The organism is Holzapfeliella saturejae (assembly GCF_037546065.1).
GTDB classification, from domain to species: Bacteria; Bacillota; Bacilli; order Lactobacillales; family Lactobacillaceae; genus Holzapfeliella; species Holzapfeliella saturejae.
In genome coordinates, this window is record NZ_JAWMWG010000001.1 from 417,292 (window position 1) to 431,448 (window position 14,157).

A 14,157-nucleotide genomic window follows, 5' to 3' on the forward strand; every position below is an offset into this window, starting at 1 on the left:
ATCTATTTCTTGTATGGTAAAATAGAATGGAATTTTTAAAAACCATATGACAATATTAAGGTGAACTAAATGAATGACAATCAACCAAAATTCACCCCGATATTACTTGGTAGTGATATCAATGTTTATGGAATGGCCCGCTCATTTCATGAAGCATACGGGATGAAAGTAAAAGCATGGTCTTCAGGCAAGTTAGCAGCAACACGTTACACTAACATTGTTGACATTGAAACAATTCCTAATTTTGAGGATGATAATGTCTTTATTGAGACAATGCGCAAAAAAGTAGAAGAATACAAAAACCATCCTGAACCAGTAATTTTAATTGCTTGTGGGGATGCGTATGCAGAACTATTATCCAAATACAAAGATGACTTAAAAGAAACGTTTATCGTCCCTTACATTGATTATGATTTACTTGAAAAATTAAATCACAAAGATACATTTTATCAAACAGCTGAGGAATACGATTTACCTTACCCTAAAACAAAGATTATTGATGAAGAACAGTTTAATAATGGTGACTATCAAACCTTACCATTTGATTATCCAATTGCACTTAAACCAGCAAATAGTGTAAAGTGGGCCGAAATTAGTTTTCCAGGTAAGAAAAAAGCTTACACAATTCAAGATGAAGCAGAATTGAAACGTTCTTTGGAACAAATTTATGCACATAATTATCGTGACCGCATTATTTTGCAAGAATTCATCCCTGGTGATGATTCAAATATGCGCGTTTTAAATGCATACGTTGATCAAGATCATCAAGTTAAAATGATGTGCTTGGGACATCCGTTACTTGAAGATCCAACACCGCATTCAATCGGAAACTATGTGGCGATTATCCCTGAATATAATCAGGCGTTATACGAACGTGTTCAAAGTTTTCTTGAAGCAATCAAATTTACAGGCTATGCCAACTTTGACATGAAGTATGATTATCGTGACGGCGAGTTTAAATTCTTTGAGATTAACTTACGTCAAGGACGCTCTAGTTTTTATGTCACACTAAACGGCTACAATTTAGCTGAATGGGTTGTGAAAGATTACGTGACAGGCGAGTTAAGTTCTCAACCGACAACATATGCTAACCAAGCAGGAAATAAACATATGTTATGGCTTGGTGTCCCTGAAAAAGTATTCAAGAAATACGCAGTGGATAATAAAGACAAAGACTATGCACTTGAATTAATTCGTCAAGGTCGTGTAGGGACAACAGTCTTTTACGATAAAGATATGGGATTCAAACGCTTCGTTTTAATGAAGTACATGTTCCATAACTACATTGGCCGTTTCAAAAAGTACTTTGAAGAAAACAAAGGTCAAAATATTTAAAAAAACGCCACTTGTTTGAGCAAATGTGCGTTTTTTATTTGCAGGAGGTAGGTAAGTAAAATGTTCAAAAGTAAACTAGGTATTGTAATAACGTGTTTAGTCTTAGCCATACCGCTAGCTTTAATCTACAGTCTAGCTTCGTTATTAGTGCATCCCCAAAATCTCAATTTTACAACAGATTTCATCCTTGCTTATTGTGTTATTTTACCCATTCAAACTTTAGCTATTATCGGCTATTTTATCCATCAAAATAAAAAGCGTTAATCTCAGCCGTTAATTTTTGACTTGCACAATAACAGGACTATAATAATCACCGTAAAATAAATTTATACATATTACACGGAGGCTTTTATTATGGTTGAAGAATTATCTTCAGAAGTTATGAAACACTTAAAGAAGTTATCAAATAGCGACAATGTTGTGAGTGCACTTGCAATTGATCAAAGAGGATCCTTGAAACGCATGATCGCAGCAGCCGCTAACCAACCCTCTAATGAAACTGAAATCGTTGATTTCAAGAAAGCAGTATCCCGTGAGTTAACAAAATATACCTCAGCTATTTTGCTAGACCCAGAATACGGCCTTCCTGCATCAAAGGTTAAAGCTTCAGATTCAGGATTGCTACTTGCATACGAAAAAACAGGTTATGACGCAACAGAACCAGGACGTTTACCTGACTTACTTGAACATTGGTCAGTACGTCGTCTAAAAGAAGCTGGTGCTGATGCAGTTAAGTTCTTACTTTACTACAACCCAGACGAAAGCGATGACATTAATCAAAGAAAACACGCTTTTGTTGAACGTGTTGGTGCTGAAGCTAAACAATATGACTTACCATTATTTATGGAAGTGGTAACTTATGATAATAATGTCACTGATGCTAGCTCAGCAGAATTTGCTAAATTAAAACCAGCCAAAGTGCTAAAATCAATGGCTGAATTTGCTAAACCACAATACAATGTGACTGTTCTAAAAATGGAAGTGCCTGTTAACATGAACTTTGTTGAAGGTTACGGTGATGGTGAAGTGGTTTACACGAAAGAAGAAGCTAAGAAATACTTCAAAGAACAAAGTGAAGTTACAACAAAACCTTACATCTTCTTAAGTGGTGGTGTTTCATTTGATATGTTCAAAGAAACATTGAAACTAGCTAAAGAAGCTGGTTCAACATTTAGCGGTGTCTTATGTGGTCGTGCAACTTGGAAACCAGGTGTTCAACCATTCGCTGCTGAAGGTGAAAAAGCTGGTGATAAATGGTTACAAACTGAAGGTCGCCACAATGTTGAAGAACTTAATGCTATTCTTAAAGAAACAGCTACTCCTTGGACTAACAAAGTACAAGAAGCTAAATAAGATTAATCAATCCCCAAATAAGAGTCAGCGAAAAATCGCTGGCTTTTTTGTTTTCTCATCTTTATTTAATTGTGTTATCATAGTAACCATACAAACAATAAAAAGGTAGGTTTAGTTATGACACATTATATGAACATTCGTGGTGGTGCAGGTGACATTACCGTCCCTGAAACAAAATTACCCAAAGATAATCTTTATTTGGCTGTTAATGCAGAATGGTTGAAGACAGCCGAAATTCCAGGAGACAAACCTGCAACCGGTAGTTTTAACAAAATTGCTGAAAATGTTGAAAAAACATTAATGGCTGATTTTGAAGACTTTGCCTCAGGCAAAAAAGAACCACAAACAAAAGAATTAAAAGAAGCAGTAAAGCTCTATCAACTAGCACTAGACTTTGATAAACGTAATGCTGATGGTGCAGAACCTATTCAAGAAGATTTAGCAAAACTAACTAACTTAAAAGATTTTGCTGAGTTTAACCAACAAGCTGGTCAATTATCAAAGACTGGATTTGCTTTGCCAATTGATTTCGGGGTTAATATTGATATGAAAGACACTAAACACCATATTTTATTCCATAGTGGCCCAGGCGTTTTCTTACCTGACACCACTCAATATGGCACTGAACAAGGTGATCAGTTACTAGCTGTTTACAAAGACCAATCTGAAAAGTTATTACAATTAGCAGGTCTTGATGACCCAACAGCTAAAGGTTACGTTAAAGATGCCCTTGCATTTGATGAAAAATTATCAAAAGTCGTTAAAAGTAATGAAGAATGGGCAGACCGTCCAGCTGTTTACAACCCTTATTCAGCAGCAGACTTCAAAAAACACTTCAAGAGCTTTGATGTTGAAGGGTTAATTACGGAACTGGTTGGTCATATGCCAGAACGTTTAATTGAAGCTGAACCAAGATTTTTAGAACATGCTGAATCACTAGTGAATGCAGACAACTTTAATGAAATCAAAGGTTGGATGATTGTTTCTTATATCAATAGTGTTGTAGGATCACTTTCACAAGAATTCCGTGAAACTGGATTTGCTTACAACCAAGCACTAACAGGTGTTAAAGAAATGGCTAAGCCTAAAAAACATGCTTATCATCTAGCAAACAGTCGTTTTGCAGAACCTGTCGGAAACTATTATGGTGAAACTTACTTTGGTGATGATGCAAAACAAGATGTGACACGTATGGTTGAAAAGATGGTACAAATCTACAAAAACCGTATTCAAGCAAATGACTGGCTTTCAGATGAAACTAAAGAAAAAGCCATTGTCAAACTTGAAAAAATTGCAGTTAAAATTGGTTACCCTGATAAAATTGAGGCCATCTACTCAAAATTCCACGTGACACCAGCTGAACAAGGTGGTACCTTATACGGCAACTTATCAGCAATGAGTCGCATTTCAATTCAAGAAAACCTAGATAAATTAACTAAAGAAGTTGACCGCACAGAATGGGCAATGCCAGGTAACTTAGTCAATGCTTGTTATGACCCAAGTCGTAATGACATTACTTTCCCAGCGGCTATTTTGCAAAAACCATTCTACGATTTACATCAATCCTCTTCTGCTAATTACGGTGGAATTGGTGCAGTTATTGCACACGAAATCTCACATGCTTTCGATAACAATGGGGCACAATTTGATGAATACGGTAACATGAACAACTGGTGGCAAGACCAAGATTTCACCGAGTTCAAAAAACGTACCCAAGATATGATTGATTTATTTGATGGCGTTGAATACGGCGATGGTAAAATCAATGGGAAACAAGTTGTTTCAGAAAACGTAGCTGATGCAGGTGGCTTATCTAATGCCATTGAAGCGGCAAAATCTGAACCAGATGCTGATTTGAAAGAACTATTTGAGAACTGGGCCCGTGTTTGGAGTCAAAAAGCTGAAAAAGCTTACATGCAAATGTTACTTGCAGTTGATGTTCATGCGCCAGGTCCAATGCGTGCTAATGTTCAAGCACAAAATATGGATGAATTCTATGAAGTCTTTGATGTTAAAGAAACAGACGGCATGTATTTAGATCCTGAAAAACGCGTTAATATTTGGTAGCATTAGAAAAACTCTACATAAATTGTAGAGTTTTTTTATTTTTCTAAAGGCTATCATCTATGATATGATAAAAATATGTAAATTTAATATTATATTAATATCCCAAAGAAAAGGAGGTAATCATGTTATCGAAATTATTAGAGAGTAGATGGTTTAAACGATGTTATCTTGCTATCCACAAAGTATTTATTTTTGATGTGACAGCCCTATTTTACAGTGGGCTATCCTTCATTTTAATTTTGTTATACTTTTATGGTCAGATGTATATTGTCAATCGTCTTGAATATCCAGAGAGTTACTTTATTGGACCGGGTAGTTTTTATGATGTTGTTTATCTACTGGGTAAGAATGATAACGTCATTGCCCCTTTACTAGTTACAACATTATTCTTAGTGATTCCCTTGTTACTCAGTTTAGGTTCAATTATTCGCTTTAAATCACGTGGTCGTTATTTCGTGATTGCCGTATTTGCGATGAGTACTATTTTTATTAGTTTGTATACATTTGTGATTAATAAAAGAGACTATCGCTTTTACCCCGTGAATTATTTTAATATGACAAGTTTAGTCATGTTCTTTATTTTGGCAATCATGTTACTCTATGCGGGGTATTTAAGTTATCAAAATCACAAAGAAACTAAGGGAGAATGAGAAGATGCACAAAGCTGAACAAGCAAAATTCTTAAACTTGATTATGATTACCCATCACAATCAAGTTGTCATTTTAAATCGACAAGATAAATTCAAGGGCTATACCTTTCCTGGCGGACATGTTGAAGCAGGGGAGTCGTTTGTTGAAAGTGTCAAACGTGAAGCTAAAGAAGAAACAGGATTAGCCGTTGATAAGGTTCAGTTAGTCGGAACTTGTCAGTATCAAGAACAAGATTATCGTCGTGTCATTTTATGTTATCAAGCACAAGCTATGACAACAGAGCTGTCAGCTAGTGGAGAAGGGGACGTTTTCTTTGCTGAACTAGCTGAACTTGATGAAGCGCATTATTCTAGTGGTTTTAAGGAACTGTTAGCTTTATACACCAATCCTCATTATACTGAGTTGATTTTTGAAACATTACCAAATGGCGAGACCAAAACACGTTATTATTAAAAAAACACCTGGCAATTTGTCAGGTGTTTTTTATTTGAGTTTGGTTAGTAATTGTGTCAGCATCCGTTTTTCTGTTGGCGTTAAGCCTCGTGTTAAGTCCCGTGTGGTTTGGGTGATGATGTTATCCACTTGTGGATAAATGCGCGCCCCTTTTTCAGTTAAAGCAATAATTGATGTTCGACGATCAACAAAGTCTTGTTGCTTATATACGAGGTCTAAATCAATTAGATGTTTAAGCTGACGTGTGACATTGCTAGCATTGACAGCGGTATCTTGAATCAACATCTCTTGTTTGATTTGTCTTTCTTTAGCCACTTTCAAAAAGAAAAAGTAGTTGGTGCTATTTAATTGAAAAGGCTTGAGGTTTTGATTTAATTGATTTTGAAATTTGCGAGATAATAAAGAAAATAACGGTAACATATCGTTTACTTTCGCCATAACAAGCCTCCTAAAGTGATAGTTTTAACACCCCTAAGTATACACTAATTTTCACCAAATAGGAAAAATCACGAGACTCGATATTGGTAAAAGTAATGAGTTGGGTGTAGGCTCAAGGTAACAAATTAAACATAGAAAGAAGTGTGCAGATATGTCTTTAACAACAAAAATTGGTAAAAGTGATATCGTAACAAAAAAATTAGGTCTAGGAACCAATAAAGTTGGGGGACATAATTTGTTCCCTAACCTAGATGACCAAGAAGGACGAGAAGTCGTTCAAACAGCCATTGATGATGGTATTCAAATGCTTGATACCGCATTTGCTTATGGCTTGGGTCGCTCTGAAGAATTGATTGGTGAAGTACTTGCTCAAAATCCAATGCGCCGCAAAAATTTAACAATCGCTACCAAAGCAGCTCAAGATCCAGCGCAAGAAATGGCGATTAATAATGATCCTGAATTTTTGAAGCAAGCAGTCCACGATGCTTTGAAGCGTCTACAAACCGATTATATTGATATCTTTTATATTCATTTTCCAGATAAAAATACGCCCAAAGATGAAGCAGTTCGTGCTTTGCATGAATTAAAAGAACAAGGGTTAATTCGAGCTATTGGGGTGTCAAACTTCTCACTTGAACAATTAAAAGAAGCTAACAAAGACGGTTATGTTGATATTGTCGAAGACCGCTACAACTTATTACACCGTGAAGCAGAAGATGAATTATTCCCTTATTTACGTGAAAATAACATTTCATTTGTGCCATTTTTCCCACTAGCTTCGGGATTATTAACAGGTAAATACCATGAATTGACTAGCTTTGCAGAAGATGATATTCGTAGCCAAGATGCTGATTTTCAAGGGACACGTTTTGAACAAATTATCAAAAATATTCAAGAAGTCCAACAAATTGCAGATGCTTATGGTGTGAATGTTGCTCAATTAATTCTAGCTTGGTATATCAAAAATCCAGATGTCTCTGTTGTTATCCCTGGAGCACGTGTTAAAGAACAAGTTGAATCTAATACACGTGCACTTGAAATTATTTTGAACCAAGAAGATTACGATAAAATTGATGAATTATTTAAGCTCTAAAAGCTGTGCTATAATAGGATTGTTTATAAAATCTTATTAGGAGGATGGGGTAGTCACAATGAGACAATTATTTGCATTATTTTGGCTAGTACTCGGTGTCATCTATTTGTTTTTTAACATTTCAGATTTGTTCACCGCATTTTCATTCAAATCAGTCTTTTTAAGTTTAGTCGCCTTATTTGTAATTGTCATTAGTATTGGTGATTTAAAAAATAATCGACAATAAAAAAACAGCTACTCAAAAGGTAGCTGTTTTTTTATGAATTTAATTAAAGGTGACGACTGGCCATCCATTTAATCATCTCAGGATCATGGTGATCAAAGAATTGACTCGTTTGGGTATCTAGTGTTTTGATTTGATCCATGTCTTCTTTTGACAATTCAAAATCTAACACATCAATGTTTTGTGCCATTCGTTCTGGGTTAACTGATTTAGCCAAAGGAATAATATTGCGTTGTACTAACCAACGTAAAATTACTTGGGCAACTGATTTGTGATATTTTTGACCGATTTCAGATAAGATTGGGTTTGTGAATAAGCCGTTTTTACCTTCAGCAAAAGGTGCCCAGGCTTCAACTGTTATACCGTAATCTTGTAGGTAATTTACTTTTTCAATATTTTGATTGAAGGGGTTCACTTCAATTTGGTTGACCATGGGTTTGATTTTGCTAAATTCTGCTAGGTTAGTTGCTTGAGCAACATCAAAGTTTGAAATACCAATTGATTTTAACTTTCCTGCCTCATAAGCGGCTTCCATTGCACGCCAAGCACCAAAGATATCGTTATAAGGTTGGTGAATTAAAAGTAAATCAAGGTAGTCAAGTTGTAGACGGTCTAAAGAGTCTTGAATAGCTTGAGGGGCTTTGTCGGCAGTTACATCTTCAACCTACAATTTTGACGTAACAAATAAGTCTTCACGAGTGACAAAGCCTGCTTCAATCGCTTCTTTAATAGCTTGTCCCACTTCGACTTCATTACCGTAACTGGCAACGGTATCGATTAAACGGTATCCTGTTTTAATCGCATCAAGAACAGCTTGTTTTGTTGCCCCTTCTTCACTGATTTGAAAAACACCAAACCCAAGTTCTGGAATAGAAATATTATTTGTTAAGTTAATCATTTGTTAGTCTCCTTTTTCATCTTTAGCATGATAAACTAATTTTTCATTTTCATAATTAAGCGTATGATCTTCAAAGTGATCAATTTTGTAAGAAAGATAGCTAATTGTTTTTTGTCTTTCTTCAACTTCTTTAAGTAGTAAGTCTCGTTGTTCAATCAATAACTGTTTGCGATAATCATTGGTATTGTCTTCACTGCGAAATAGTTCAACGAACTCAAATAAGGCTTCAATTGACATGCCCGCATTACGCAAGACTTTAATATAAAAGACCCAGTTCATATCCATTTCTGAATAATCTCGATAACCGCTGCTATTGCGTTTGATTTTTGGTAGTAAGCCAATTCTTTCCCAATAACGTAACGTATCTTTTGAAACATCGAATTCCTTACTGACAGCATCAATTGTCATTTTTAGCACCTCTTTTCAAAACAAGTTGTTTAATTGATAGACTCAGTCTAAACCTTTAAGTCCACTTCAAGGCAAGTGTTTTTTAAAAAATAAAAAAATGTTCAACTCACAACTTAATGAGTCGAACATTTTTTGGGTTAAAGTTCTTCAACTAAAACCTCAACATGAGGTGTCAGACTGTAGAATTTTTCGATTGAATAATTAGTAATTTGTTTAACATTTGAAAAAATAATATTTGTTAAGGCTTCACTCACACAAGAAAAGTATTGCATCAGTAAACCGTCAAACATCGGCTTAATCGTACCGTTAATCATGCCATTGCGTTGTCTAACTGGAATGGCCTTTGGAATTTGGTTGTAGATATGGACTGTGATTTTGACTGCACTAGCAAGAGGTAAGTCTTGGTACATCAATTTAGCTTCTTGGCTCAACCTGGCTGAATATTGTTGAATAGCATCTAGGGTTGATAGATTTTCAAATTGAAAATATTTTTGTTTAGTTTCGGTTTCATTAGCACCGAATGTTAAGTGGATCAATAAAAAACTCCTTGGTTATGTTCATAAATTCATGTTGCTCAACTAAGGCAACTTGATAAGTGTACCACATTTTTTAGTCAAAACCTAATAAAAAAGACAGTCACTTAAATGTGGCTGTCTTTTTTGATGAAATTAAGAAATTGAGTCGTGAACGGTACCACGTTCTTTGTGATACCAGTTATCCCAATCTGCTAAAGTTTCAAAGTCGTGAATATCTTCATTATCTTGTTCAGCAATATCATTGATTAACATTTTGAAACGGTCACCTTGATTGAATAAGCATTTACGCATTAATTCATGGTCAGGCACGTTAATGTTTTGGATGATGAAACGGTTTAAGTCCATTGTTAAATGGTGTGGACGATCGTAGTAAGTCAATAATTCAAGATTATCGTTCTTTAGACGGTCAATGTAGAATAGCACGAAGCTTTTGTCTTTATCTGAGTATTCAGGGTAGTCAACTTCTTCTTCAACATTGTATGTGAAAGGACGGTCAAAGATTGCACGATCTTTGTTGTAAAATTCGTCAGCAAAGCGTTCAGCAACACTTTCTTCAGTTGTTTCTTGTTCTTGTTGTAAGTCTTTTTCTTCAGCCATTTTTAGGCTCCTTTCTTAGTGTGATTCACCAAGGAATTCTTCTACATCTTCCATTGTAATAGAACTATGATGATTTGCAATAGAAAAACGGTGCAACTTCTGCAATTGTTCATCAGAAAATTCTTTTTCGTCAATACCAAGCCCAACTAAGTGTTTACGAGCTTGGATGAGTTCTTGAATATCAGAAAGATTTGTTAATTCAGTAGTGGGTTTAGGTTGAGGTTGTTCAAAAGCTGTGACTTTTTGTTGGGTTTTTAGTTTTGCTTTGTCAGCTTCTTGTTTATCCTTAGCAGATTTTAGAACGGAATCAAATTTTGCTTTGATATTGCTAAAAGCAAGTTGGTTGAAGTGATCATCCGTTAAAATTTGGGTCGTTTGATCAATAACTTCTTGATAACGTCCCTCATTCAAGAGTTGACGAAGTTGAGTTAACTTTGGATTGTAGTCAGATTGAATGGTTGTGAGTGCATCATCGATTGTACTCACCCAACTACTGGCTTTGTCACTCATCATGGTATCGCCATTAGCCAATGTTTTGGCTTGTTCAAAATAATCTTTAGCATTCATTAAATCGGCATTCTTGAAGTAATTCACGGCCGTACTTAAGAGTTGTGCTTGATTTTGGTAGGTTTTAGCGACGCCTTTATCATCGTAAATGGTGCTTGCTTCATTAAATTGTTGTTTAGCACTTTGATAGTTTTCTTTTTTAGCGGCATCTTTAGCTAAATTAAAAACAAGATTATAGTGGTTTTGTTCAGCATTTGCATTAATAGAACCATTAGCAAATAGCATGGCTGCTAGACCAACAGCCAGTATGCTGACAATTGTTATGACCACCGAAAAAATCGACTTTTTCATCTGTGTCCTCCATAAAGGTAAAAGTAAAACTGAAACTACAAGTTTCTATATTAGCGGTAATTATCAAAAAAAACAAGATGGCTTGTCCAGTTTATCCGATTTCAAACGTTACTAAAGATGTAAGCAATTTGAAGCTAGCTCAAAAAACTTACCATAATACAAACACAATAGAGGAGAACACAATCATGACCGATACAAGAGATTTCATCAGTGCTAATTTAGAACTAACTTATTCAAGTGAAGACAACAAGGCTTACAAAGACGGCTTACATACACGCCGCTTCAGTGATATTCGTGAATCTGCCACTTCAAGTGACATCAAGACATTTGGACAAGCGATTGAATCCCTCACTGCAGGAGATGTGATGCAAAAAGCTGTACTCGTAACACGCCAAATGATTCAAACTGATAATGGAGGACAAAACTAATGACTAATGAAACTTTAACTTTACAACTAGAATTCAAAGACGGTGAAAAGAAAACACGTCAATTAAACCTGGAACATACCAAACAAGACTTATCCGCTGAACTCGTGCAACAAGCCATGAACCAAATTGCAACGAGTCACTTGATTGACAAAAAAGGAGTCGATGCGTATCAATCACCACAAGCTGCTCGCTATATTCGTCGAACTGTATCTGATGTATTTGCTGCTGCAAAAGATTAGGGTGTTGCTTGAACTATTATTTCAATTAACTTAACTGAGAAAGTATCCTTCGTGATGAGGGATGCTTTTTTGTTTACAATTGTGTTTCAATTATTTTACAGTTAGATGATAGGAGTGCTAATGAATACAGAAATTACCTGAATTTCCTGATAAATCAACGATTAACAAAACTGTAACAACACAAAAAGCCTTTGCATTGTAATAATATTTTGTTACAATGTTCATGTGGTTATGCGAATGACCTAACTAGATAGACTTAATCCAACCTGTACAGCATGCGTGATCTTTTCATGGCGAATGACTACCCAGGTGGATTTATAGACCACCTGATTCGTAAGTAAGGGTTAATGTACATTATGGGTTTACCCAATATGTTAAGACGTCTAGTCAAGGCTTCGTAACTTAACAATCTAAAAGGAGGAACACCACATTATGAAAAAATCATCAATCAAATACTTTGGTGTGACAGCTGCCGCTTTACTTGCAGTTGCACCAATGGCTGCACAAACAGTATCATCTTCTCAAGGAAATACAGTTGCAGCTGCAGCCTTAACAGATAGTACAATTAAAGATCAAGTTGTGAAATCTGTAAATGCTCTACCAGCTACGGCAACATTTGGTGCTGGCGATACAGACCGTTCAACTGTATACAATGCTTTGACAAGTCCATACAAAAACTTTAACGGAAACTTTACAGATAATAACGATTCAGGTAATGACTTCATTAAAGCTATTTCAAATCCTAACTGGAAGATGAGTAATGCTGGACAAGATGGATTAAATAATGTTACATATTCAGTAACAGCTGCTAACGGTTGGTCAGCACAAGATGTTGTAAACAGCATTGCAGCAAATACAACTAATAATACACCTTATGCATTTAACTTCACAATTAAAGCATTAGATGCTGATCAAAATGTTGTTGCTTCAAAAAACATTACAGTAAACTTCACAGGTACAGTATCAGGAAACCTATCTTCAAACTTCTCAGCAGCAAACGCTAAAGTTAATGATTCAACATACAACTACTCATTAGCATACAATGCTGTTAATGACTTAACATTAACAGATGGTAATGGTAACAAAGTAGCTGCTAATGGTGTAGCTGCTGGTGTAACAAATAAAACTGGTGTTAACTCAGTTATTGATTCTGGATCATCAAAATTCAATAACTATGGAACAGCTACACAAACATTAGTATTTACAATTAATGCTAAAAACGATGTAGCCATTGATGGTGCTACTCAAGTTACAGAAAGTAAACCAGTTACTGTAGGTACTAAAACATATGATGGTACTACAGCTGGTACAGGCAAAAAAATGTACACAATTACACGTGATGTAAATGTATACAATGCTAATGTTAACTACCAACCTTACTTCTCAGTTAAGAACACAAGTACAACAGATTCAAATTCAACTTCCGTTGTTAACAATGCAATCGTAAATGTTCCTGATTATGCTAGTGATGCAAAAGACAACACATTAAATGGTAAAGATAAAACTGTTAGCGAATTAACAAACCAACTAAACAGCTTCCTATACTTTAATGTAAACGATGGTTCACATAATACTATCGAAATTGCACCATCATCAGTAGAATCAGCTGTTAAAAATGCTGGTGGTACAGTTAAAAATGGAAATATTAGTGGCTTAACAGGTATTTATTACTTAACAGTAACAGTCAATAGTCCTGCAAATAACAAGCCAGCAACTATTAAAGTACCAGTTAACTTCTCAAATGCTGCAACATCAACAGCATCACCAGTTTTCCAAGGAGTTAACAATGCTACAGTTATCCAAGGTCAAAACTTTAATGCATACGATAACGTTAAAGCATATGACAATGGAACTAAATCAGGTAACGACTACACAGCACCTCAAATTATGAGTGGTTACTGGACAGTTCAAAACTCAGTAAACACAAATGTTCCAGGTGACTATAACGTAGTTTACTCAGTTGTTAACTCACAAGGTCTAACAACAACTCAAACTCGTAAAGTAACTGTTTTACCAGTTAACGGTTTAGGTAAAGATCAAGTTGTTAACTTCGTACCTGGTTACGGTGTTATGGTTTGGTCAGCAACTGACAACTCAGTTAACGCTACAAGTGACTTCGTACAACATGGTACAACTGTTAAAACATTTGATACAAAAACTGTAGATGGCGTATCTTACACACGTATCAACTCAGCTAACAGCAACCAATGGGTACAAAGCAAATACTTTGACGCAAACGCAAACAACGCACCACAAAACAACAACAACACAAACACAAACACAGATTCAAACCAAGAAACACCATTTGAAGGTGTATTGACAATCAACTACGTACCAGGATACCGTGTATTCTTACGTGATGGTCAAGCAAACATGCAACAACAATCAGTTGCTCATGGTGAATCATTCAAAGTTTGGGCTAAGAAAACTGTCGGAAACCACACATACTACCGTATCGGTACAGATGCACAATGGATTGAAGACACATACGCTCAATTCTAATTAAGTGTTGATTAGATAAAAAGACAATCTCAATTGAGATTGTCTTTTTTTGTGTTTAAATATAACATTTTGGTTACA

Annotated in this window: 16 protein-coding genes and 1 pseudogene; 11 read left to right on the plus strand and 6 right to left on the minus strand. The window is 35.5% G+C overall.

Annotated features, from left to right (window positions below; translation table 11 throughout):
* The first annotated feature begins 69 nt into the window (after positions 1-69).
* The 6 genes from R4Y45_RS01970 (at position 70) to R4Y45_RS01995 (ending at position 5,859) form a co-directional block, all read left to right on the plus strand.
* Positions 70-1,335: a carboxylate--amine ligase gene (locus tag R4Y45_RS01970; RefSeq protein ID WP_339968748.1), complete on the plus strand. Its 1,266-nt coding sequence runs from the start codon at positions 70-72 to the stop codon at positions 1,333-1,335.
* A gap of 60 nt (positions 1,336-1,395) precedes the next feature.
* Positions 1,396-1,599 (plus strand): hypothetical protein, encoded by a 204-nt coding sequence (locus R4Y45_RS01975; protein WP_339968750.1) that lies wholly within the window; start codon positions 1,396-1,398, stop codon positions 1,597-1,599.
* A gap of 90 nt (positions 1,600-1,689) precedes the next feature.
* Positions 1,690-2,688: a tagatose-bisphosphate aldolase gene (gene lacD / locus R4Y45_RS01980; protein WP_339968752.1), complete on the plus strand. Its 999-nt coding sequence runs from the start codon at positions 1,690-1,692 to the stop codon at positions 2,686-2,688.
* Between the two features lie 117 nt (positions 2,689-2,805).
* The gene (locus R4Y45_RS01985) at positions 2,806-4,755 is read left to right on the plus strand and encodes a M13 family metallopeptidase (protein WP_339968754.1); all 1,950 of its coding nucleotides are present in this window, start codon (positions 2,806-2,808) and stop codon (positions 4,753-4,755) included.
* Between the two features lie 122 nt (positions 4,756-4,877).
* Positions 4,878-5,405, plus strand: a complete 528-nt coding sequence (locus tag R4Y45_RS01990; protein WP_339968756.1) for a hypothetical protein — start codon at positions 4,878-4,880, stop codon at positions 5,403-5,405.
* Between the two features lie 4 nt (positions 5,406-5,409).
* On the plus strand, positions 5,410-5,859 hold the full coding sequence (locus tag R4Y45_RS01995; protein ID WP_339968758.1) for an 8-oxo-dGTP diphosphatase: 450 nt from the start codon (positions 5,410-5,412) through the stop codon (positions 5,857-5,859).
* Between the two features lie 30 nt (positions 5,860-5,889).
* Here R4Y45_RS01995 and R4Y45_RS02000 read toward each other — a convergent pair whose 3' ends face one another.
* Complete coding sequence (locus tag R4Y45_RS02000; protein WP_339968760.1) at positions 5,890-6,297, minus strand: MarR family winged helix-turn-helix transcriptional regulator; 408 nt, start codon at positions 6,295-6,297, stop codon at positions 5,890-5,892.
* A 151-nt stretch (positions 6,298-6,448) separates the two neighbouring features.
* Here R4Y45_RS02000 and R4Y45_RS02005 point away from each other — a divergent pair, with 151 nt between their 5' ends.
* Together R4Y45_RS02005 and R4Y45_RS02010 are read left to right on the plus strand one after the other, a co-directional pair.
* Positions 6,449-7,390 (plus strand): aldo/keto reductase, encoded by a 942-nt coding sequence (locus tag R4Y45_RS02005; RefSeq protein ID WP_339968762.1) that lies wholly within the window; start codon positions 6,449-6,451, stop codon positions 7,388-7,390.
* A gap of 58 nt (positions 7,391-7,448) precedes the next feature.
* Positions 7,449-7,616, plus strand: a complete 168-nt coding sequence (locus tag R4Y45_RS02010; protein WP_339968764.1) for a hypothetical protein — start codon at positions 7,449-7,451, stop codon at positions 7,614-7,616.
* 43 nt (positions 7,617-7,659) lie between these two features.
* On the opposite strand, the pseudogene R4Y45_RS02015 reads toward R4Y45_RS02010, so the two are convergent.
* From R4Y45_RS02015 to R4Y45_RS02035, 5 genes and pseudogenes are all read right to left on the minus strand, one after another.
* Positions 7,660-8,511: pseudogene (locus tag R4Y45_RS02015) on the minus strand (aldo/keto reductase).
* Positions 8,512-8,514: 3 nt separating this feature from the next.
* Positions 8,515-8,919 (minus strand): MerR family transcriptional regulator, encoded by a 405-nt coding sequence (locus tag R4Y45_RS02020; RefSeq protein WP_339968766.1) that lies wholly within the window; start codon positions 8,917-8,919, stop codon positions 8,515-8,517.
* Between the two features lie 137 nt (positions 8,920-9,056).
* Entirely contained in the window at positions 9,057-9,455 is a 399-nt protein-coding gene (locus R4Y45_RS02025) for a RusA family crossover junction endodeoxyribonuclease (RefSeq protein WP_339968768.1), read from the minus strand.
* A 132-nt stretch (positions 9,456-9,587) separates the two neighbouring features.
* On the minus strand, positions 9,588-10,052 hold the full coding sequence (locus R4Y45_RS02030) for a hypothetical protein (protein ID WP_339968770.1): 465 nt from the start codon (positions 10,050-10,052) through the stop codon (positions 9,588-9,590).
* A 15-nt stretch (positions 10,053-10,067) separates the two neighbouring features.
* The gene (locus tag R4Y45_RS02035) at positions 10,068-10,910 is read right to left on the minus strand and encodes an outer membrane protein assembly factor BamD (protein ID WP_339968772.1); all 843 of its coding nucleotides are present in this window, start codon (positions 10,908-10,910) and stop codon (positions 10,068-10,070) included.
* A 185-nt stretch (positions 10,911-11,095) separates the two neighbouring features.
* Between R4Y45_RS02035 and R4Y45_RS02040 the strand changes: the two genes are divergently transcribed.
* The 3 genes from R4Y45_RS02040 (at position 11,096) to R4Y45_RS02050 (ending at position 14,079) form a co-directional block, all read left to right on the plus strand.
* The gene (locus R4Y45_RS02040; RefSeq protein WP_339968774.1) at positions 11,096-11,338 is read left to right on the plus strand and encodes a DUF1659 domain-containing protein; all 243 of its coding nucleotides are present in this window, start codon (positions 11,096-11,098) and stop codon (positions 11,336-11,338) included.
* Positions 11,338-11,577, plus strand: coding sequence for a DUF2922 domain-containing protein (locus tag R4Y45_RS02045; protein WP_339968776.1), 240 nt, complete (start codon positions 11,338-11,340; stop codon positions 11,575-11,577). The genes R4Y45_RS02040 and R4Y45_RS02045 overlap by 1 nt, the downstream gene beginning before the upstream one ends.
* Positions 11,578-12,009: 432 nt before the next feature.
* Entirely contained in the window at positions 12,010-14,079 is a 2,070-nt protein-coding gene (locus R4Y45_RS02050; protein ID WP_339968778.1) for an immunoglobulin-like domain-containing protein, read from the plus strand.
* Positions 14,080-14,157 lie beyond the last annotated feature (78 nt).